17 protein-coding genes and 1 pseudogene are annotated in these 20,493 nt (G+C 66.0%); 7 read left to right on the top strand and 11 right to left on the bottom strand.

Annotated features, from left to right (window positions below):
• Nucleotides 1-21 precede the first annotated feature (21 nt).
• Nucleotides 22-690: an isoprenoid biosynthesis glyoxalase ElbB gene (gene elbB, locus IAE34_RS04135; protein WP_200137584.1), complete on the top strand. Its 669-nt coding sequence runs from the start codon at nt 22-24 to the stop codon at nt 688-690.
• 9 nt (nt 691-699) lie between these two features.
• On the opposite strand, the pseudogene IAE34_RS04130 reads toward elbB, so the two are convergent.
• The 3 genes and pseudogenes from IAE34_RS04130 to IAE34_RS04120 all read right to left on the bottom strand — a co-directional run.
• A pseudogene (locus IAE34_RS04130) lies at nt 700-1,177 on the bottom strand (YaiI/YqxD family protein); the annotation flags it as partial.
• Nucleotides 1,178-1,270: 93 nt separating this feature from the next.
• Nucleotides 1,271-3,175 carry an FTR1 family protein gene (locus tag IAE34_RS04125; RefSeq protein WP_200137582.1) on the bottom strand — a complete coding sequence of 635 codons (1,905 nt, stop codon included), beginning with the start codon at nt 3,173-3,175 and terminating at the stop codon, nt 1,271-1,273.
• 99 nt (nt 3,176-3,274) lie between these two features.
• Complete coding sequence (locus IAE34_RS04120; protein ID WP_200137581.1) at nt 3,275-4,204, bottom strand: LysR substrate-binding domain-containing protein; 930 nt, start codon at nt 4,202-4,204, stop codon at nt 3,275-3,277.
• Nucleotides 4,205-4,356: 152 nt separating this feature from the next.
• On the opposite strand from IAE34_RS04120, the gene IAE34_RS04115 reads away from it, so the two are divergent.
• A complete protein-coding gene (locus tag IAE34_RS04115; RefSeq protein ID WP_200137580.1) occupies nt 4,357-5,745 on the top strand; it encodes a NorM family multidrug efflux MATE transporter in 1,389 nt (462 codons plus the stop codon).
• An 80-nt stretch (nt 5,746-5,825) separates the two neighbouring features.
• Here IAE34_RS04115 and IAE34_RS04110 read toward each other — a convergent pair whose 3' ends face one another.
• On the bottom strand, nt 5,826-7,496 hold the full coding sequence (locus IAE34_RS04110) for a putative bifunctional diguanylate cyclase/phosphodiesterase (RefSeq protein WP_200137579.1): 1,671 nt from the start codon (nt 7,494-7,496) through the stop codon (nt 5,826-5,828).
• A 252-nt stretch (nt 7,497-7,748) separates the two neighbouring features.
• Here IAE34_RS04110 and rep point away from each other — a divergent pair, with 252 nt between their 5' ends.
• Together rep and IAE34_RS04100 are read left to right on the top strand one after the other, a co-directional pair.
• Nucleotides 7,749-9,758 (top strand): DNA helicase Rep, encoded by a 2,010-nt coding sequence (rep, locus tag IAE34_RS04105; RefSeq protein WP_200137578.1) that lies wholly within the window; start codon nt 7,749-7,751, stop codon nt 9,756-9,758.
• Nucleotides 9,759-9,831: 73 nt separating this feature from the next.
• The gene (locus IAE34_RS04100) at nt 9,832-10,401 is read left to right on the top strand and encodes a xanthine phosphoribosyltransferase (protein WP_200137577.1); all 570 of its coding nucleotides are present in this window, start codon (nt 9,832-9,834) and stop codon (nt 10,399-10,401) included.
• 122 nt (nt 10,402-10,523) lie between these two features.
• Here the strand turns inward: IAE34_RS04100 and IAE34_RS04095 are convergent, their stop codons facing one another.
• From IAE34_RS04095 to dadA, 5 genes are all read right to left on the bottom strand, one after another.
• Nucleotides 10,524-12,401, bottom strand: a complete 1,878-nt coding sequence (locus tag IAE34_RS04095; RefSeq protein ID WP_200137576.1) for an acetyl-CoA hydrolase/transferase family protein — start codon at nt 12,399-12,401, stop codon at nt 10,524-10,526.
• Nucleotides 12,402-12,559: 158 nt separating this feature from the next.
• Complete coding sequence (locus IAE34_RS04090; RefSeq protein ID WP_325100968.1) at nt 12,560-12,982, bottom strand: c-type cytochrome; 423 nt, start codon at nt 12,980-12,982, stop codon at nt 12,560-12,562.
• Nucleotides 12,983-13,117: 135 nt separating this feature from the next.
• Entirely contained in the window at nt 13,118-13,666 is a 549-nt protein-coding gene (locus IAE34_RS04085; RefSeq protein WP_200137575.1) for a cupin domain-containing protein, read from the bottom strand.
• A gap of 103 nt (nt 13,667-13,769) precedes the next feature.
• The gene (alr, locus tag IAE34_RS04080) at nt 13,770-14,843 is read right to left on the bottom strand and encodes an alanine racemase (RefSeq protein WP_200137574.1); all 1,074 of its coding nucleotides are present in this window, start codon (nt 14,841-14,843) and stop codon (nt 13,770-13,772) included.
• A 73-nt stretch (nt 14,844-14,916) separates the two neighbouring features.
• Entirely contained in the window at nt 14,917-16,215 is a 1,299-nt protein-coding gene (dadA, locus tag IAE34_RS04075; protein WP_200137573.1) for a D-amino acid dehydrogenase, read from the bottom strand.
• A 154-nt stretch (nt 16,216-16,369) separates the two neighbouring features.
• On the opposite strand from dadA, the gene dadR reads away from it, so the two are divergent.
• Complete coding sequence (dadR, locus tag IAE34_RS04070) at nt 16,370-16,858, top strand: transcriptional regulator DadR (RefSeq protein WP_039581953.1); 489 nt, start codon at nt 16,370-16,372, stop codon at nt 16,856-16,858.
• 4 nt (nt 16,859-16,862) lie between these two features.
• On the opposite strand, the gene IAE34_RS04065 is transcribed toward dadR, so the two are convergent.
• A complete protein-coding gene (locus IAE34_RS04065) occupies nt 16,863-17,213 on the bottom strand; it encodes a YkgJ family cysteine cluster protein (protein WP_200137572.1) in 351 nt (116 codons plus the stop codon).
• A gap of 121 nt (nt 17,214-17,334) precedes the next feature.
• On the opposite strand from IAE34_RS04065, the gene IAE34_RS04060 reads away from it, so the two are divergent.
• The gene (locus IAE34_RS04060) at nt 17,335-18,627 is read left to right on the top strand and encodes an NAD(P)/FAD-dependent oxidoreductase (protein WP_200137571.1); all 1,293 of its coding nucleotides are present in this window, start codon (nt 17,335-17,337) and stop codon (nt 18,625-18,627) included.
• Here IAE34_RS04060 and IAE34_RS04055 read toward each other — a convergent pair whose 3' ends face one another.
• Nucleotides 18,628-18,858, bottom strand: coding sequence for a DUF1127 domain-containing protein (locus tag IAE34_RS04055; protein ID WP_200137570.1), 231 nt, complete (start codon nt 18,856-18,858; stop codon nt 18,628-18,630).
• Nucleotides 18,859-19,029: 171 nt separating this feature from the next.
• Between IAE34_RS04055 and IAE34_RS04050 the strand changes: the two genes are divergently transcribed.
• Nucleotides 19,030-20,460 (top strand): aminotransferase-like domain-containing protein, encoded by a 1,431-nt coding sequence (locus IAE34_RS04050; RefSeq protein ID WP_200137569.1) that lies wholly within the window; start codon nt 19,030-19,032, stop codon nt 20,458-20,460.
• The last annotated feature ends 33 nt before the right edge of the window (nt 20,461-20,493 follow it).

Here is a 20,493-nt window from a genome sequence, read left to right as displayed (position 1 = left end):
CTCGACACGGGAGCAACCAACATGACCAAGAAAGTCGCGGTGATTCTATCGGGCTGCGGCGTCTACGACGGCGCCGAAATCCACGAAAGCGTGATCACCCTGCTGCGCCTGGACCAGCGCGGGGCCCAGGTGCAGTGCTTCGCGCCGAATGTGGCGCAGCGGCACGTGGTCGATCACCTCACCGGCGAGGAGATGCCCGAGTCGCGCAATGTGCTGGTGGAGTCGGCGCGCATCGCCCGTGGTCAGGTGAAGGACATTCGCGAAGCCAAGGTCGAGGCGTTCGACGCCCTGATCGTCCCCGGTGGCTTCGGTGCAGCGAAGAACCTGTCCGATTTCGCGGTGGAGGGTGCCAACTGCACGGTGCATCCCGATGTGCTGGCGCTGGCCGAGGCCTTCGCCGCCGCCTGCAAACCGGTGGGGCTGATCTGCATCTCGCCGGCCCTGGCCGCGAAGATCTACGGCCCGGGTGTCGTGTGCACCATCGGCAACGACGCCCAGACCAGTGCCGCCGTGGTGAAAATGGGCGGCACGCACCAGGAATGCGACGTGCACGACATCGTCGAGGACACCCAGCGCAAGCTGGTGAGCACCCCGGCCTACATGCTGGCCACCTCCATCAGCGAAGCTGCGAGCGGGATCTACAAGCTGGTCGACCGCGTGCTGGAAATGACCCACGAAGCCGACGAGTGACGCCCGCCAGCGCCGTGGCGCCAGACGCCGCCGGTCAGCGTCTGGACAGGCGCGTCAGTATCCGGTCCAGGCTGTTGGCGAAGGCCTGTTTCTCGCGCTCGCCATAGGGCGCCTGGCCGCCGCCCACCTGCCCCTGTTCACGCAGCTCGGTGAACAGGTTGCGCACCGCCAGACGGTCACCCATGTTGCGCTCGTCGAACTCGCGACCCCGCGGATCCAGCGCCGCCACGCCTTTCTTGACCAGACGGTCGGCCAGCGGCACGTCGCTGCAGATCACCAGCTCTCCAGGCACCGCGTGCTCGACCAGGTAATCGTCCGCGGCATCCGGCCCGGCGGGCACCACGATCAGGCGCACGACCGCGAATGCCGGCTTGGCCACCGCTTGACCCGCGACCATCACCACCTCGAGCTTGCGCTTGAGGGCGAATTTGACGATCAGGTCCTTCGCGGCCTTGGGGCAGGCATCGGCGTCGATCCAGATACGCATGGGTTCATCTCCTTGGGCGGCGGTGGCGCCTGGGTGTGAGGCGGCGTGCGGTGGGGTGGCTCGGCGAAGCCGGCCACCTTCGGTCGTTCGCGTCTACGAGCGGGCGACAGTATGCCTGCGCTTCTCGGCGATACGCGACCGTCCGTACAACACCGCGATCGCCAGCAGCGCCACGGCTTGGGCACTGAGCGAATAGGCGTCGGCGTGGATGCCCAGCCAGTCGAACTCGAAGAACGGCACCGGCCGCGTGCCCAGCACCCCGGCTTCCTGCAAGGCCTTCACTCCGTGTCCTGCGAACACCACCGACAAGGCGCAGAGCAGGGCTGCGTTGATACTGAAGAACAGCGACAACGGCAGGCGCGCCGAGCCGCGCAGGATCACCCAGGCCAGCCCGACCAGCAGCACCAGCGCCGTGGCGCCACCAGCCAGCACCGCCTGGTGGCCCGCGGGTCCGGCCTGCAACCACAGGGTTTCGTAGAACAGGATCACCTCGAACAGCTCGCGATACACCGAGAAGAACGCCAGCAGGGCGAAGCCGAAGCGCCCGCCGCCGCTGACCAGGCTGCTCTTGATGTAGTCCTGCCAGGCATCGGCGTGGCGCCGGTCATGCATCCACACGCCCAGCCACAGCACCATCACCGCGGCGAACAGCGCCGTGCAGCCTTCGAGCAACTCGCGCTGGGCACCGCCGACGTCGATCACGTAGGCGGCCAGGGCCCAGGTGGCGAAGCCTGCGACCAGCGCCAGGGCCCAGCCGATGTTGACGCTGCGCACCGCCGACTGCTGACCGGTATTGCGCAGGAAGGCCAGGATCGCCGCCAGCACCAGGATCGCCTCCAGTCCTTCGCGCAGCAGGATCAGCAAGCCCGAGACATAGCTCAGCGACCAGCTCAGACCATCGCTGCCCAATAGCTTTGCCGCCTGCTCCAGCTTCACCTTGGCCTCTGCCAGACGCTGGGTGGCCTGCTCGACCGGCAGGCCGTCCTGCAGCGCCTGACGGTAGGCCATCAACGACTTTTCGGTGTCCTTGCGCACTTGGGCATCGATGTTGTCCAGCGAGCTTTCGACCAGCTCGAAGCCTTCCAGGTACGCCGCTACGGACAGGTCATAGGCCTGGTCGTGATCGCCCTCGCGATAGGCCGCCAGGCTCTTGTCCAGGGTAGTGGCGGTGTAGTCGAGCAACTGCGCCGGGCCGCGCTTGACCACCGGTGGCCGGGCGCGCTGGGCGCGGAACGCGGCGACGGCCTCGGCCCCCTCGGCCGCGGCGATTTCAGCGGGCGTCTGGCGCGCCAGGTCGGCGATATCCCAGACGCGCTCGCCCTGGGCCGTTTGCGGATCGGCGCTGAAGCCGGCGATGTACGCGGCCACGTCCCAGCGCTGGCGCTCGTCGAGCTGGTCGGCGAAGGACGGCATCTCGGTGCCTTCGATGCCCAGCCCCAGGGTGTTGTAGAGGTCGAACAGGCTTAGCTGGTCCAGCCGCTCGAGGCTGCGCAGGTTGGCCGGTGCAGGCTCCAGGCCAACCCCCGCAGGGCCGTCGCCGGCGCCGCTGTCGCCATGGCAGATGGCGCAGTTCTGTGCGTACAGCGACGCGCCACGGGCCGGATCAGGCGTGATCACGGGAGCCTGGCTGACTTCATAGGCCACTGCCAGGCGCGCGCCCAGTTGCCGAGCCTGACGCGCCACCGCCGCGCCAGCCTGGCGCTGGTCGATGGCCTCACGCAGCGCCGCCACGCCCTGGCTCAACGCCTCGCGCTCGGCATGGGCCGGCAGGCGCGCCAGCAGGTCCGCCAGCACGGCGCTGAACTCCTGTTGCTCGCGATATTCGCCCGCGTCCACCACCTGGCCGTCGCGCACGGTCGGCGGGTAGTCGGCGCCGATGTAGTCCAGCAGGTGCAGGGCCTTGGTGGCCTCGGCAGGGGCTTCGGCCAGCGCCAGGCAACTGCACAGCGCCAGCACAGGCACCACCAGCCAGGCCAGAAGGGAGGAACGGACGTTCATGACGAATCTCGGCGGGAAAGACGAAAGCGAGCATTGTTCACATCCGCTTCTACCGGCTCAAGGCTGACCGCGCGAATTCTTGAAAAATTCTGCAACAGATCAAGCGTCGACCGGCAGGACCTCCACCTCCGGCAATACCATCGCCAGCGCCTCCTGCTGCAGAAACGCACTCAGCCGATGCAGGCGCTCGCCACCCGGCCGTGTGCGTGGCCACACCAGATAGTAGTCCAGCCCGCTGGGCACGGCGGTTGGCCAGGGCAGGCTCAGGCGCGCCGCAGCGACGTCTTCGGCCACCATCAGCAGATCGCCCATCGACACGCCATAGCCCCGGGCCGCGGCGATCATGCCCAGCTCCAGGGTATCGAACACCTGGCCGCCCTTGATCGACACGCGTTCGCTCAGACCCATTCGCGCCAACCAGTTGCGCCAGTCGCGGCGGTCGGGCGTGGGGTGCAGCAGTTCGGTCTGGGCCAGGCGGCCTGCGTCCCACGGCGCCTCGGCCAGCACGTGCGGTGCGCACACCGGAATCAGCAGTTCGGCGAACAGCCGGCGCACTTCCCAGTCGGCGGGAAACTGGCCGTCGCTGAGCAGCACGGCGCAGTCGAAAGGCTCGTGGTTGAAGTCCACGTGGTCGACCTCCATCCAGGCGCTGGTCAGCTGCACCTCATTGCCTGGCTGCAAATGCCGAAAGCGGCTCAGGCGTGCCAGCAGCCAGCGCATGGTCAGCGTGGAGGGCGCCTTCATGCGCAACACCTCGTCTTCCCCTCGCAGTGTGCCGCAAGCCCGCTCCAGCGCCGCGAAGCCGTCACGCACGCCCGGCAGCAACGTGCGTGCCGCCTCGGTGAGCCGAAGCTGGCGACCCTGGCGAATGAACAGCCGGCACCCGAAATGGGTTTCGAGCGTGCGCACATGCCGACTGACCGCGCTCTGGGTGATCGACAGCGTCTCTGCGGCGCGGGTGAACGAACACAGACGGGCGGCGGCTTCGAATGCGCGCAGCGCATACAGCGGGGGCAACTGACGGGACATACGGCTCCTTCGTCGGGCGATGAGTCGACCGGGCGGATTTTACCGGCATGAGTCAGACTCATGCGAGAGATCGGATTTTTCCTTTTGTGCAATCTCCGCCCAGGCCGCAGAATCGCTTTCCCCGTGACACCCGATTCGAAGGACCCCCGCCCATGCACGTCGCGCCCACCACCGAACTCAAGGCCCTGCTGCGCCTGGCAGGGCCTCTGGTCGCCTCGCAGTTGGCGCACATGCTGATGGTGCTCACCGACACCTTGATGATGGCGCGCATCAGCCCACAGGCCCTGGCTGGCGGCGGGCTCGGCGCCGCCAGCTATTCGTTCGTGTCGATCTTCTGCCTGGGCGTGATCGCGGCGGTCGGCACCCTGGTGGCGTTTCGCAAGGGCGCCGGTGACATCCCCGGCGCCACCCGCCTGGCGCAGAACGGCCTGTGGCTGGCCTGGGGACTGGCCTTGGGGGCAGGTCTGGCGCTGTGGAACCTGAAGCCTGTGTTGCTGTTGTTCGGCCAGCGCCCGGACAACGTCGACATGGCCATGCAGTTTCTCACCCTGCTGCCGCTGGCATTGCCCGGCTACCTCACCTTCATGGCGCTGCGCGGCTTCACCAGCGCCCTGGGCCATTCAACACCGGTGATGATCATCAGCCTGGTGGGCACAGTGCTCAACTACCTGTTCAACCATGCGCTGATCGAAGGCCTGTATGGCTTGCCCAAGCTGGGCCTGATGGGTATCGGCCTGGTCACTGCGCTGGTCTCGCTGGGCATGGCCGTCGCCTTGGCCCTGTATATCCGCTGGCACCGCGCCTACGAGGCCTACCCGCTGCGCCAGGGCCTGTCGCGACCCTCGCTGGACGCCTTGCGCGAACTGTGGCGACTGGGTCTGCCGATCGGCGGCACCTACATCGTCGAGGTCGGCCTGTTCGCCTTCGCCGCCCTGTGCATGGGCGTGCTCGGCAATACCGAACTGGCGGCGCACCAGATCGCCCTGCCGATCGTGTCGGCGGCGTTCATGGTGCCGACCGGCTTGTCCTACGCCGTCACCATGCGCGTCGGGCTGTACTACGGTGCGGGCAACCTGCTTGCCGCACGCAGTGCCGGTCGAGTGGGGATCGGCATGGGCGCGGTACTCATGTTCGCCTTCGCCCTGTTGTTCTGGTTGTTCCCGGACACCTTCGTCGGCTGGCTGGTCGACCGCCACGACCCGGCATTCGCCGGCATCTTCGCGCTGGCGGTGCAACTGGTGATGGTAGCCGCCTGGTTCGAGCTGTTCGACGGCACCCAGACCATCGCCATGGGCTCGATCCGCGGCCTCAAGGATGCCAAGACCACCTTCATCATCGGCCTGCTGTGCTACTGGCTGGTCGGTGCTCCCAGCGCCTGGCTGTTCGCCTTCACCCTCGGCGGCGGCGCGGTGGGCATCTGGTGGGGGCTGGCGCTGGGGCTGGCATGCGCGGCGGTCGCACTGACCCTCGCGTTCGAATGGCGAATGAAGCGGTTGCTGCGCAAGGCCGGCGTGGGTCGTGCGACGCCGGCGGCAGGCTAGTGTGATGTTTCACAAGCAACGTCAGGCTCTGTCTGAAAAGCCTGGCGGCCCGGCGCGTCGACACCGACCGCCAGCGCCCGTTATCGGCCTTGGCCGTCGTGGCATTGCCCGCCAGCCTGCGCCAGATAGACCATCAGCTCATCGATCGGCAACGGCCGGCTGACCAGGAACCCTTGTACCTGGTCGCAGCCGAATTCGCGCAGCAGCGCCAGCTGCCCGTCGCGCTCGACCCCTTCCGCCACCACCTCCAGGTTGAGGTTGTGCGCCAGATGGATCATCGCGTGCACCAGCTTGCAGTTCTCCGGCCGGGTTTCCATGCCGGCGACGAAGCTGCGGTCGATCTTCAGCAAGGCGATGGGCAGGCTGTTCAGGTGTACGAACGAAGAAAAACCGGTGCCGAAGTCGTCCAGTGAGAAGCGCACGCCCAGCCGCCCCAGCGCATCCATGGTCTGGCGCACCACTTCGTTGCGACGCATCACCGCCGTCTCGGTCAGCTCGAACTCGAGCCAGCGTGCATCCACGCCATGCTCGACGATCAGGCGACTGAGCGTCGCCAGCAGCTGGCTGTCCTGGAACTGGCGGAAACTCAGGTTCACCGCCATGTGCAGCGGCTCCATCCCACACAGCCGCAAGGCCTGCATGTCACGCAGGGCGCGGCAGATGACCCAGTACCCCAGCGGCACGATCAGGCCGCTCTGCTCGGCCAGCGGCACGAACTCGCTGGGCGCCAGCAGACCCCGCTGCGGATGGCGCCAGCGCACCAGCGCCTCCAGCCCGACGATCCGCCCTTCTTCCAGGCTCAGCCGAGGCTGATAGTGCAGTTCCAGTTCGTCGCGACGCAGGGCACGGCGCAGTTCGCTTTCCAGGTCGGCCAGGCTGCGTGCGTGGCGGTTGATGCGTTCGTTGAACACCTGATACGTGCAGCCCTGGGCATCCTTGGCCTGGCGCATGGCGATGTGCGCGTGCCACAGCAGCGGATCGGCGCCCGCCTGCGCCCGGGCGTGGGCCAGGCCCAGGCTGCAGCCCAGCAGCAGGCTCTCGCCGTCGACCCAGAACGGCTCGGCCAGTGCTTCGACGATGGCTTCGGCCACGCGCTCGGCTCGGTTGGGGTCGCGGCGGGTGTCGATCAACAGGGCGAATTCGTCGCTGCCCAGGCGCGCCAGCTGGTCGTCGGGTCCCAGTCGCTGCTTGAGCCTATGCACCACCTGCAGGATCACTCGATCGCCACCTTGATGACCCAGCGCGTCGTTGACGTGGCGGAACGCGTCCAGGTCCAGGTGCCCCAGGGCCAGGCCGCGACCGCCGTGCTGCGCCAGGCGCGCCGTGAGCAGTGCCTGGAAGCCCTGGCGGTTGGCGATGCCGGTGAGCGGATCCTGTTCGGCCAGCCGCTGCAGCGACGCCATCAGCACGCTGCGCTCGCGTACATGACGCAGCGAACGGCGCAAGGCATCGCTGCTCAGCGAGTCACGCACCAGCCAGTCGCTGACACCCTCCGGCGGCGCCTCCGGTTCGGCCTCCAGCAGCAGGATGACCGGCAGATCGCAGCGGCCAGCGGCCGGCTGCAACTGGGCGGTGGCCACCACCACAGCCTGTGGATCATGGGCGAAGAGGCTGTCCACGGCTTCCCAACTCGGTGCGGTCAGCAGCACCGCGCTGCCGGCCAGCGGTCGAACGCACTCGCGCAGCAGTGCAGCCCAGTACGGCTCCTCGGCCAACAGCAGCAGACGCACGGGTTCGATGGGCGTGGACAAGCGGGCTCCTTAGGCCTTTGGACCGATGATCTAGACTGGCCGTATGCTAACCGACGACTGGCAATGATTCTCACTTTTAGTCGTGGTGGTCACTTTGCGTCATTTCGCCGGTTTTCGTGGTGCATCCTGCGCCAAATGCCCTGATCGGGCAATCGCATCGACTGACCTAACCGCCCGGTCAGACGGGCGCGCCACAAGCGACCCATGCCTGCTAGAATGCGCGGCTATTTTCTGGTCACCCCGGTTTCTAGCATGTCCCGACTCAATCCCCGGCAACAGGAAGCCCGAGACTACGTCGGCGGCCCTCTATTGGTGCTCGCCGGTGCAGGTTCGGGCAAGACCAGCGTGATCACGCGCAAGATCGCCCACCTGATCCAGAACTGTGGCATCCGTGCCCAGTACATCGTCGCCATGACCTTCACCAACAAGGCCGCGCGCGAGATGAAGGAGCGGGTCGCGACCCTGCTGCGCCCGGGCGAGGGTCGGGGCCTGACGGTCTGCACCTTCCACAACCTGGGCCTGAACATCATTCGCCGGGAACACCAGCGCCTGGGCTACAAGCCGGGCTTCTCGATCTTCGACGAATCGGACATCAAGGCGCTGCTGTCGGACATCATGCAGAAGGAGTATTCCGGCGACGACGGCCTGGACGAGATCAAGAACATGATCGGCTCGTGGAAGAACGACCTGATCCTGCCCGTCGAGGCCCTGGAAAAAGCGCGCAACCCACGCGAGCAGACCGCCGCCATCGTCTACACCCACTACCAGCGCACGCTCAAGGCCTACAATGCGGTGGACTTCGACGACCTGATCCTGCTGCCGGTCAAGCTGTTCCAGGAGCACGCCGATGTCCTCGAACGCTGGCAGAATCGCGTGCGCTACCTGCTGGTGGACGAGTACCAGGACACCAACGCCAGCCAGTACCTGCTGGTGAAGATGCTCATCGGCATGCGCAACCAGTTCACCGTGGTGGGTGACGACGACCAGTCGATCTACGCCTGGCGCGGTGCGCGGCCGGAGAACCTGATGCTGCTCAAGGAGGACTACCCGTCCCTGAAGGTGGTGATGCTCGAGCAGAACTACCGCTCCACCAGCCGCATCCTGCGCTGCGCCAACGTGCTGATCGCCAACAACCCCCATGACTTCGAGAAGCAGTTGTGGAGCGAAATGGGCGTGGGCGACGAGATTCGCGTGATCCGCTGCAAGAACGAGGACGCCGAGGCCGAGCGCGTGGCCATGGAGATCCTCACCCTGCACCTGCGCACCGACCGGCCCTACAGCGACTTCGCCATCCTCTACCGGGGCAACTACCAGGCCAAGCTCATCGAACTGAAGCTGCAGCACCACCAGGTGCCTTATCGCCTGTCCGGCGGCAACAGCTTCTTCGGTCGCCAGGAGGTCAAGGACCTCATGGCCTACCTGCGCCTGCTGGTCAATCCCGATGACGACAACGCCTACCTGCGGGTGATCAACGTGCCGCGCCGCGAAATCGGCTCTACCACCCTGGAAAAGCTCGGCAACTACGCCACCGAGCGCGGCGTGTCGATGTACGCGGCCAGCGAGGAGCTGGGCCTGGGCGAGCACCTGGACGCGCGCTACACCGAACGCCTGCAACGCTTCAAGCACTGGCTCGATGGCGTGCGCCACAAGGTCGCCCTGGAAGATCCGATCGCCGCGCTGCACGAGATGGTCAAGGACATCGACTACGAGAACTGGATTCGCCAGAACACCGCCAGCGACAAGGCGGCGGACTTTCGTATCGGCAATGTCTGGTTCCTCATCGACGCCTTGAAGAACACCCTGGAGAAGGACGAAGAGGGTGACATGACCATCGAGGACGCCATCGGCAAGCTGGTGCTGCGCGACATGCTCGAGCGTCAGCAGGAGGAGGAAGAAAACGCCGAGGGCGTGCAGATGATGACCCTGCACGCCTCCAAGGGCCTGGAGTTTCCCTACGTGTTCATCATGGGCATGGAAGAAGAGATCCTGCCCCACCGCTCCAGCATCGAAGCCGACACCATCGAGGAAGAACGGCGCCTGGCCTACGTGGGCATCACCCGCGCGCGCCAGACCCTGGCCTTCACCTTCGCCGCCAAGCGCAAGCAATACGGCGAGATCATCGACTGCACGCCCAGCCGCTTCCTCGACGAACTGCCTCCGGACGACCTGGCCTGGGAGGGCCTGGACGATGCCCCGGTGGAGGTCAAGGCGGCGCGAGGCAACAACGCGCTGGCCGACATCCGGGCCATGCTCAAACGCTGAATCACCCCTACTCTTTCAACCTGTGCCGCGACCCTTGGATGCGGCAACTTTCTGCTACATCGAGGAATACACAGTGCAAGCACTGCATCAGAAGATTCGCGAAGAAGGCATCGTGCTTTCCGATCAGGTTCTCAAAGTCGACGCGTTTCTCAACCACCAGATCGACCCTGCGCTGATGCAGCTGATCGGTGACGAGTTCGCCCGCCTGTTCGCCGATGCCGGCGTGACCAAGATCGTCACCATCGAGGCCTCGGGTATCGCGCCGGCAGTGATGACCGGCCTGAAACTGGGCGTGCCGGTGATCTTCGCCCGCAAGCACCAGTCGCTGACCCTCACCGAAAACCTGCTGACCGCGTCGGTGTACTCGTTCACCAAGCAGACCGAGAACACCGTGGCCATCTCGCCGCGCCACCTGAACAGCAGCGACCGGGTACTGGTGATCGACGACTTCCTGGCCAACGGCAAGGCCTCGCAAGCCCTGATCTCGATCATCAAGCAGGCCGGCGCCACCGTCGCCGGCCTGGGCATCGTCATCGAGAAGTCGTTCCAGGGCGGCCGCGCCGAGCTGGACAGCCAGGGTTATCGGGTGGAGTCGCTGGCTCGGGTGAAGTCACTGGAAGGCGGCGTGGTGTCGTTCCTCTAGGCACTTCGCTGCGTCCAGGCGGGGGCTGCATTCGACTGTGGCCGCCCCCGCGTGACGCCCTACAAGGGCCGGTTCCGTCGGCCATCGCGGGTCGGTCGCCGCCGTGAAGCGCCGCGCCGGCCTCACCCTGCCGGGCATGGCGCGGTGGCCTGCAAGCCTGCCAGCAGCAGCCGCTGATACAGCTCCTCCTTCAGCCCCTGAGGCTGGTCGAGCCCCATCCGCAGCAGGTGCGCGGGATACGCCTCGGGCTCGGGCGCATCCAGCGCGGCCTTGCCCAGCTCGAGCATTTCGCTGAGTTTGAACTTGCCCTTGAGCCAGTTCAGGGCGCGCAGCAGGTCCTGCTCCTGGGCGGTGAAATCGCTGCCCAGCGGGTATTCGGCGAACAGCGCGGCGTGCCGTGAGCGGATCGCTTCGAGGCGTTCGGGCGTGTTGTCGGTGAAGCGCGCATCCAGCGTGAAATCCTTGGCCAGCTTGCCCGCCTTCTTCGCCTGCGCCATCAATGTTTCCTGAAAGCGCGAGTCGCTGATGGCCAGCAGCCGGGCGATGACCTCGGCGTCGGTCTGCCCACGCAGGTCGGCGATGCCATATTCGGTGATGACGATGTCGCGCAGGTGTCGCGGGATGGTGCAGTGGCCGTACTGCCAGTAAAGGTTGGCGCTGACCTGGCCACCGGCCTCGCGCCAGCTGCGCAGCAGCAGGATCGAGCGCGCGCCCTCTAGCGCATGGGCCTGGGCGACGAAGTTGTACTGCCCGCCCACCCCACTGAGCACGCGACCGTCTTCGAGCTGGTCCGCCACGCCGGCGCCGAGCAGGGTCATGCCGAACACCGTGTTGAGAAAGCGCGCATCCCGACGCTGGCGGCGCTTGAGCGACTCGTCGCCGTACAATTCGTTGATGAAGCTGATGGCGCTCATGCAAAAGCGTGCGCGCTGCTCGAGGGTCATCTGCCGCAGGCGCTGGTAGAAATCGGCCGGGCCGAGGAAGAAACCGCCATGCACCAGCGCCCCCTGCTCGTCGGCCGGACGCCGCACCACGCCCGCCTCGGCGAGGGCGAGCAGGCCATTGACGAACATCTCGCTGCAACCGTAGAGGCCCTGGGTAAAATCGTCCAGGCCACCCTCACGCTCGACGAGTGCGCGCCAAGGACCCAGGTCGCACGCTTCGAGCAGCGCCCGGTAGCCGGCGTTGTCGGCCTGCCGCGCCAACAAGGCCGCCGCCACGGCGTCGCCCATGGCGCCAATGCCGATCTGCAAGGTGCCACCGTCGCGCACCAGAGCACTGGCGTACAGGCCGATGAAGTGATCCTGGGTGGTCACCGGCATGTTGGGCGTGCAGAACAGGCGCCGCTGTTCGACCTCGTCGATCAGCAGGTCGAAGGCCTCGGTCGTCAACTCCGCCTCGCCCGGCATGTAGGGCAGCTCGGCGTGGACCTGCCCCAGCACCAGGATGGTCTCGCCGGCCGCGCGGCGCCTGGCGACCATCGGCAGCAGATCGAGGGTGATGTCGGGGTTGCAGGCCAGGCTCAGGTGATCGGGCCGCTGCGGCGACGCCGCCACCAGCTGGGCGATCAGGTTCAGTCCCTTGGCGTTGATGTCGCGCGCCGCATGGCTGTAGTTGCTGCTGACGTAGTCGTGCTGGGCCGGGGCACTGTGCAGCAGGGAGCCCGGCTGCATGAAGAACTGCTCGACACGGATGTTGGCGGGCAGGGTGTCATTGCGCAGGTCCGCGAGGTAGTCCAGTTCCTCGTAGTCGGCGAAGACCCGCTCGACGAACGGCTCGAGAAAGCGCCGTTGCAAGCCCTCGCCCAGTGGCGGACGACCCAGGCTGAGCGCCGTGTAGATCGTCAGGCGACGTTCGGGCAGCGCACGAATGCGTGAATACAGCGCGTTGACGAAGGCGTTGGGTTTGCCCAGGCCCAACGGCAGGCCCATGTGAATATGGGCCGGCAGATGGGCCAGGACCTGATCGACGGCCTGGTCGATGGAACAGCGCTGGGGCATGGGCGGGCTCCTGAGATGTGGTCTGCACCTGCAGGATGTGACCACTGCCCGGGCCGATTTGCTGACCCCGCCACACGCCTCGATACAAACCTGCGACAGTTGCCTGCCCCGCACACGGGATCAGCGCGCGCGGCCTCCAGCCATAGTCGCCAGGCGCTTCAGAGCCCGGACATCTTCTTGATCGCCTTCATCAGCTCGTCGTCCGAGCAGTCGCCGCAGGTGCCCTTCGGCGGCATCGCATTCAAGCCGGTGATGGCCTTGGCCAGGATGCCGTCGAGGCCTCCCTGGTGATCGGCGCGCGCCTGCCACGCGGCCGTATCGCCGATTTTGGGCGCATCCAGCAGCCCCGTGCCATGACAGGCGTTGCAATGCTTGGCAACGATGTCGTCAGCGCTCCTGGCGCCTGCGCCGGCCGCCGCTGCGGTCACGGCCATGCCCTTGCACTCCTGGCCCTGGATGCATACCTGCCCGACCGGCTCCAGACGCTTGGCGATTTCGTCACTGGTGGTCGCTGTCGCGCTCATCGTCCACAGCGCGAGCAGGGCTGCTGGTAGAGCCAGCATCTTCTTGATTGGGTTCACGCGTACACCCTCATGGTGGCTGATCACGCCCGCGGCCACGGTCGGCGAGCGCCGCAGAGTATACCGAGGCACTTGGGGAGGGTGAACGACCCCACTGCGCAATGGGGTATTGGCGACGCGAAAGCCTGCGCTAAATCAAAAATTCGAGGGGGTGGCGGCGCTGATCAGGCGAGCGGGCTGGTCGAATGGATTGCGGAAACGGTGCGGACGGGTGCTTTCGAAATAGTAGCTGTCGCCCACTTCCAACAGGAAGGTCTCGGTCCCCACCACCAGTTCCAGACGTCCTTCGAGCAGGATGCCGGTTTCTTCGCCATCATGGGTGAGCATCTCCTCACCGGTGTCGGCGCCGGGCGGATACACCTCGTTGAGAAAGGCGATGGACCGATTGGGGTGCGACTTGCCGACCAGCTTCATGGTCACCGCACCGTCGGAGATGTCGATCAACTCGTCGGCCTTGTAGACGATCTGGGTCGGGCTTGGCGGTGCCAGCTCCACCGAGAAGAACTCGACCATGGACATCGGAATCCCGCCGAGCACCTTGCGCAGCGAGCTGATCGACGGGCTCACGCTGTTCTTCTCGATCATCGAAATGGTGCTGTTGGTCACCCCCGCCCGCTTGGCGAGTTCGCGCTGGGACAGGCCCTTGAGCTTGCGGATGGCTTGCAGTCGTTCGCCAACGTCCAAGGCGGGGGTCTCCAGAAACGATCAGGTGCGGAATGTGAACGATATCATGTCAACGCCGTTCAGTATTCACAACACGCCGCCCGTACTGCGCCAGGATGCCGGGTCAGTTGCCTTCGTATTCCAGGCGGACCCGGCGCAAGTTGCAGAAGATCTGATACGGGATGGTGCCAGCCTGCTGCGCCACGTCGCTGGCCAGCACCTGCTTGCCCCACAGCTCCACGTGACTGCCCAGGGTCGCTTCGGGAATGTCGGTCAGGTCGACGCACAGCATGTCCATCGACACCCGGCCAATCAGCTGGGTGCGCTGACCGGCCACCATCACCGGCGTGCCCGTGGGCGCATGGCGCGGATAGCCGTCGGCGTAGCCCATGGCGACCACGCCGACGCGGGTGGGACGTTCGCTGGTGAAGCGGGCGCCGTAGCCGACCGGCTCACCCACGGGCAGCTCGCGTACGCTGATGATCCGTGACTGCAGCGTCATCACCGGCTGAAGACGCGCCGCCTGCGCCTGCTCGACCTCGAACGGCGAGGCCCCGTACAGCATGATGCCGGGCCGCACCCAGTCGCTTGGAATCTGCGGCCAACCCAGCACGCCCGGCGAGTTGCGCAGGCTGCACTCGGCGGCCAGGCCTTCGCGCGCGGCCTGGAAGACCGCGACCTGCTGTTCGGTGCTTGCCGTACCCAGCTCATCGGCACGGGCGAAATGGCTCATCAGCACGATGCGAGCGACCTTGCCGCTGGCCAGCAGGCGTCGATAGGCCTCGTGGTAGTCCTTAGGGTGCAGGCCGACGCGGTGCATGCCGCTGTCGAGCTTGAGCCAGACATTCAACGGCCTGTGCACCGGGTGCTGCTCGATGGCTTCGAGCTGCCACAGCGAGTGCACCACGCACCACAGCGAGTGCTCGGCGATCGTGGCCAGCTCGCTGGCCTCGAAGAAGCCTTCGAGCAACAGCACCGGCGCCTTGATACCCGCCGCCCGCAACTCCAGCGCCTCCTCGATGCAGGCCACGGCGAAGCCATCGGCCTCGGCCTCCAGCGCCAGGGCGCAGCGCACGGCACCGTGGCCGTAGGCATCGGCCTTGATCACGGCCAGGGCCTTGGCGCCTGACAGCTCACGGGCCAGGCGGTAGTTGTGACGAAGGGCTTGGAGGTCGATCAGGGCACGGGCGGGACGCATGGGGCAGCCTTGTGATGAAACAGGTGATGACAGGTTGTGAGACCGACGCGGCCGGTAGCAGGTGAACCGGCGCCTACAGCGCCGACACCGGCTTGCCGTGACGCTGCACCTCGCCGCCCTGGCCATAGCGAGCGATGTCCAGCCCGGCCGCGCTGATCTGCGGCGTTCTGCGCGCGATCAGGTCGGCCAGCAGTCGGCCGGAGCCACAGGCCATGGTCCAGCCCAGGGTCCCGTGACCGGTATTCAGATACAGGTTGTTCAGCGCCGTGGCGCCGACGATCGGCGTGCCGTCCGGCGTCGCCGGACGCAGGCCGGTCCAGAAGCTGGCCTGGCTCAGGTCGCCGCCGCGAGGATAAAGGTCGTTGACGATCATCTCCAGCGTTTCTCGCCGACTCGGGTTCAGCGACAGGTCGAAACCGGCGATCTCGGCCATGCCGCCGACCCGGATACGGTCGTCGAAGCGGGTGATGGCGACCTTGAACGTTTCGTCGAGAATGGTCGAGGCAGGCGCCATGGCCGCGTCGGTGATCGGCACGGTCAGCGAGTAGCCCTTGAGCGGGTAGACGGGTGCCTTGATGCCCAGCGGCTTGAGCAACTGGGGCGAGTAGCTGCCCAAGGCGAGCACGTAGCGGTCGGCGGTTTCCAGCTTGCCGTCGATCATCACGCCGTCCAGGCGGTCGCCGGACTGCACCAGGCGCTCGATGTTCTGGCCGAAACGGAACTCGACACCCAGCTCGACCGCCATCTGCGCCAGTCGGGTAGTGAACAACTGGCAGTCGCCGGTCTGGTCGTTGGGCAGGCGCAGCGCGCCGGCCAGCAGGTGCCTGGCTCCGGCCAACGCAGGCTCGACACGGGCGATGCCGTCACGGTCGAGCAGTTCGTAAGGCACACCCGAGCGTTCGAGCACGGCGATGTCCTTGGCCGCGGCATCCACCTGGGCCTGGGTGCGGAACAGCTGGGTGGTGCCCAGGGTACGGCTTTCGTAGGCGATGCCGGTTTCGGCGCGCAGCTCGTCGAGGCAGTCGCGGCTGTATTCGGACAACCGCACCATGCGTTCCTTGTTCACCGCATAGCGGCTGGCGGTGCAATTGCGCAGCATCTGCGCCATCCACAGGTACTGGTCGACATCGCCGGTGAGCTTGATGGCCAGCGGTGCGTGACGTTCGAGCAGCCACTTGATGGCCTTCAGGGGAACACCGGGCGCTGCCCAGGGCGAGGCATAGCCGGGAGAGATCTGGCCGGCGTTGGCGAAGCTGGTTTCCAGGGCCACCGACGGCTGGCGATCGACCACCGTCACCTCGAAGCCTTGCCGGGCCAGGTAATAGGCACTGGCGGTCCCGATCACGCCGCTACCAAGTACCAGAACTCGCATCGTCTATCCCTCATGCGCGGCACGCCGCTGTGTTGTTCGAAATGGCATGGATGGGCGCAGTATAAGAATCTGAGGCCAGTGCATTTCACTATATAAAAGCCTATATTTGGCGAGAATTCTCGGCGCAATCGCCTTCTACGGAGGGGCATCCCCTATGAGAACCCAGCATCAGAGCAAGCGCGAGCTGGACAAGATCGACCGCAACATCCTGCGCATCCTGCAAAGCGACGGGCGTATTTCGTTCACTGAGCTGGGCGAAAAGGTCGGCCTGTCCACCACCCCCTGCACCGAACGCGTCCGCCGGCTGGAGCGCGAGGGGATCATCATGGGCTACAACGCGCGGCTCAATCCGCAGCACCTCAAGGGCAGCCTGCTGGTGTTCGTGGAGATCAGCCTGGACTACAAATCCGGCGACACCTTCGAAGAGTTTCGCCGCGCCGTGCTGAAACTGCCTCACGTGCTGGAGTGCCACCTGGTATCCGGCGATTTCGACTACCTGGTCAAGGCGCGGATCTCGGAGATGGCCTCTTACCGCAAGCTGCTCGGCGACATCCTGCTCAAGTTGCCGCACGTGCGCGAATCCAAGAGCTACATCGTGATGGAAGAGGTGAAAGAGAGCCTGTGCCTGCCGATCCCCGACTGAGCCGTCAGACCAGCACCTGGCGGGTACTGGCGATATAGCCGTGAATCAGACGCTCGGCCTCGGGCTCGATCGGCGTCTGCGGCCCGCGCCCACGCGGGCAGGGCATCCGTGGAGTGGTGCCGAACAGTCGACAGATCAGTGGTCGCTGCTCGTACACCGTGCAGCCCTGCGGCCCCAGGTGCACGCAATCCAGGCGCTCGAGCGCGGCCTGCTGCTCGGCCGGCGTCTTGCGCGGCAGGCGCGCCATTTCCGCGCTCGAAGTGGTCACCGGGCCGCAACAGTCGTGGCAGCCAGGCTCGCATTCGAAGGCCGGAACGAGTTCGCGCAGGAACTGGATCTTGTGGTTGCAGGACATGGTCAGCCTGTGGGGCGAAGGGGCGGAAAATTATAACCCGTGTCGAGGCCCACGCCCGGTTGCCGTGAGGTGAAATACCGGCTTATTCTCGCCGCCCTCCCATCGACGCCAGGGCCCGAAGATGATCCACAGCGCAGAGCATGCCGCCTCCTACTATGCGGCCAGCAGCGCACCACAGCCGCGTCACCCCTCGCTGGAGGGCGAGCAGCGGGCCGATGTGTGCATCGTCGGCGGCGGCTATTCGGGCCTGAACACCGCCATCGAACTGGCCGAACGTGGCTTCTCGGTGATCCTGCTCGAAGCGCGCTGCATCGGCTGGGGCGCCAGCGGGCGCAACGGCGGGCAGCTGATTCGCGGCGTGGGTCACGATGTCGAGCAGTTCCTGCCGGTGCTGGGCGAAGACGGTGTGCGCAGCCTCAAACGCATGGGGCTGGAGGCGGTGCAGATCGCTCGCCAGCGTATCGAGCGCCACGCCATCGCCTGCGACCTCAGCTGGGGCTACGCCGACCTGGCCTACAAGCCCAGCGAGCTGGAGGGCTTTGCCAAGGAAATCGAGACCCTGCGCGGCCTGGGGTATGAACACGACCTGCAGATCGTGCCTCAGGCGCAGGTGCGCAGCGTGGTGGGTTCGCAGCGTTTCGTCGGCGCCTTGGTCGACCGGGGCTCGGGCCACCTGCATCCGCTCAACCTGGCGCTCGGCGAAGCCGACGTGGCCGTGCGCCTGGGTGTGAAGCTGTACGAGCGTTCGGCAGTCACGCGCATCGACTACGGTGCGCAGGTAGCGGTGCACACCGCGCACGGCCGGGTCAGGGCCAATACCCTGGTGCTGTGCACCAACGCCTACCACAACGACCTCAATGCCGAACTGGGCGGCAAGGTGCTGCCCGCCGGCAGCTATATCATCGCCACCGAGCCGCTGGGTAAGGCACGCGCCCGCGAGCTGCTGCCGCAGAACATGGCGGTGTGCGATCAGCGGGTGGCGCTGGACTACTTCCGCCTGTCCGCCGACCACCGCCTGCTGTTCGGTGGTGCCTGCCACTACTCGGGTCGCGACCCCAAGGACATCGCCGGCTACATGGCGCCGAAGATGCTCAAGGTGTTCCCGCAACTGGCGGGCGTGCGCATCGACTACCAATGGGGCGGCATGATCGGTATCGGGGCCAATCGCCTGCCGCAGATCGGTCGCCTGCCCGAGCAGCGCAACGTGTACTACGCCCAGGCCTATGCCGGCCACGGGCTGAACGTCACGCACCTGGCTGGCCGCTTGCTCGGTGAAGCCATCAGCGGTCAGCAGACGGGGCGCTTCGACCTGTTCGCCAAGGTGCCGCATCCTACCTTCCCTGGCGGCCGGCACCTGCGCTCGCCACTGCTGGCGCTGGGCATGCTCTGGTACCGGCTCAAGGCGCTGCTCTGATCAACCTAGCCAGAACGGCTTGCTGGCTTCACGCTGAGCCTGCTCGCGGCTCAGGCCGATGTCCTGCAGCGCCTGGTCGCTCAACTCGCCCAGCGCGCGGCGCGAGTTCCAGCGATGCAGCATCAGCCCCAGGCGTCCGAAATCCATCGGTGCATCAGGGGCATCGGCTCCCTGAACCCGTTCGAACGCCTGGACTGCAGTAGGTAAACCGACCTTTCTCATGCTGTTCATCCTGAATTCTCCTGAAAGGGCACGGAGAAAGCATGCGCCAGACCATTACGACAATACAGATTCAAACAAGCACTTTTATCGCCATACAGAATTACCCGACTTTACACTGAATGCTGTATTTTCAGCTTATCTGTATCAGTCAGCTACGCGGCGATGACCCGGGAGTATGGTATGACGCTCTACATGAACCTCGCCCAGGTACTGGGCGCACGCATTCAGCAGGGTCTTTATCGTCCGGGCGAACGCCTGCCATCTGTACGTGCCTTGAGCCTGGAGCACGGCGTCAGCCTGAATACCGTGCAGCAGGCCTACCGCCAGCTGGAAGACAGCGGCCTGGTGGCGCCACGGCCCAAATCGGGCTATTTCGTCACCGAGCACCTGGGCGTGCCGGCCCTGCCCGCGATCAGCCGCCCCGCCCAACGGCCGGTGGACATCTCTCAATGGGAGCAGGTGCTCGAGCTGGTCCGCGCGACCCCGCACCCCGATGTCATTCAGCTCGGCCGCGGTATGCCGGACATCGACAGCCCCACGCTCAAACCCCTGCTGCGCAGCCTGGCCCAGCTCAGCCGACGCCGAGACATGCCTGGGCTGTATTACGACAACATCCACGGCAACCAGGGCCTGCGTGAACAGATCGCGCGCCTGGCCCTGGATTCGGGCTGCACCCTGGCACCCGGCGACCTGGTCGTGACCACCGGTTGCCATGAGGCGCTGTCGACCAGCATCCGTGCGGTGTGCGAGCCGGGCGACATCGTCGCGGTCGACTCGCCCAGCTTCCATGGCGCCATGCAGACCCTCAAGGGCTTCGGCATGAAGGCCATGGAGATTCCCACCGACCCGATCACCGGCATCAGCCTGGAGGCGCTGGAACTGGCCCTGGAACAGTGGCCGATCAAGCTCATCCAGATCACGCCGAACTGCAACAATCCGCTGGGCTACACCATGCCCGAGACGCGCAAGAAGGCGCTGCTCACCCTTGCCCAGCGCTATGACGTGGCGATCATCGAAGACGACGTGTACGGCGACCTGGCCTATACCTACCCGCGCCCACGCACCCTGAAATCCTTCGACGAGGACGGCCGCGTGCTGCTGTGCAGCTCCTTCTCCAAGACCCTCGCCCCAGGGCTGCGGGTCGGCTGGGTGGCGCCGGGGCGATACCTGAAGCGGGTGCTGCACATGAAATACATCAGTACCGGCAGCACGGCCTGCCAGCCGCAGCTGGCGGTCGCCGACTTCATCGCCGAGGGTCACTACGCACCGCACCTGCGCCGCATGCGTGCCCAGTACCAGCGTGCCCGCGACCAGATGAGCGACTGGGTGACACGCTACTTCCCGCCGGGAACCCGCGCCAGTCGTCCACAAGGCGGCTTCATGCTGTGGGTGGAGCTGCCGGAAAGTTTCGACACCCTGCGTTTGAACCGCGAACTGCTCGAGCAGGGCGTACAGATCGCGGTCGGCAGCATCTTTTCGGCGTCGGGCAAGTACCGCCATTGCCTGCGCATGAATTTCGCCGCCCAAGCCACGCCACAGATCGAAGCGGCCGTGCGCAAGGTCGGTGAAACGGCCAGCCGGCTACTGGCGCAGGAAGGCAACGCCGGGTAACGTTGCACACTCTTGCAGGGTCCAAGGCTTTCC

The organism is Pseudomonas sp. S30, from assembly GCF_016518545.1.
GTDB lineage: Bacteria > Pseudomonadota > Gammaproteobacteria > Pseudomonadales > Pseudomonadaceae > Aquipseudomonas.
The sequence above is the reverse complement of the archived record's forward strand: the minus strand, read 5'-3'. Positions and strand labels throughout refer to the sequence as shown.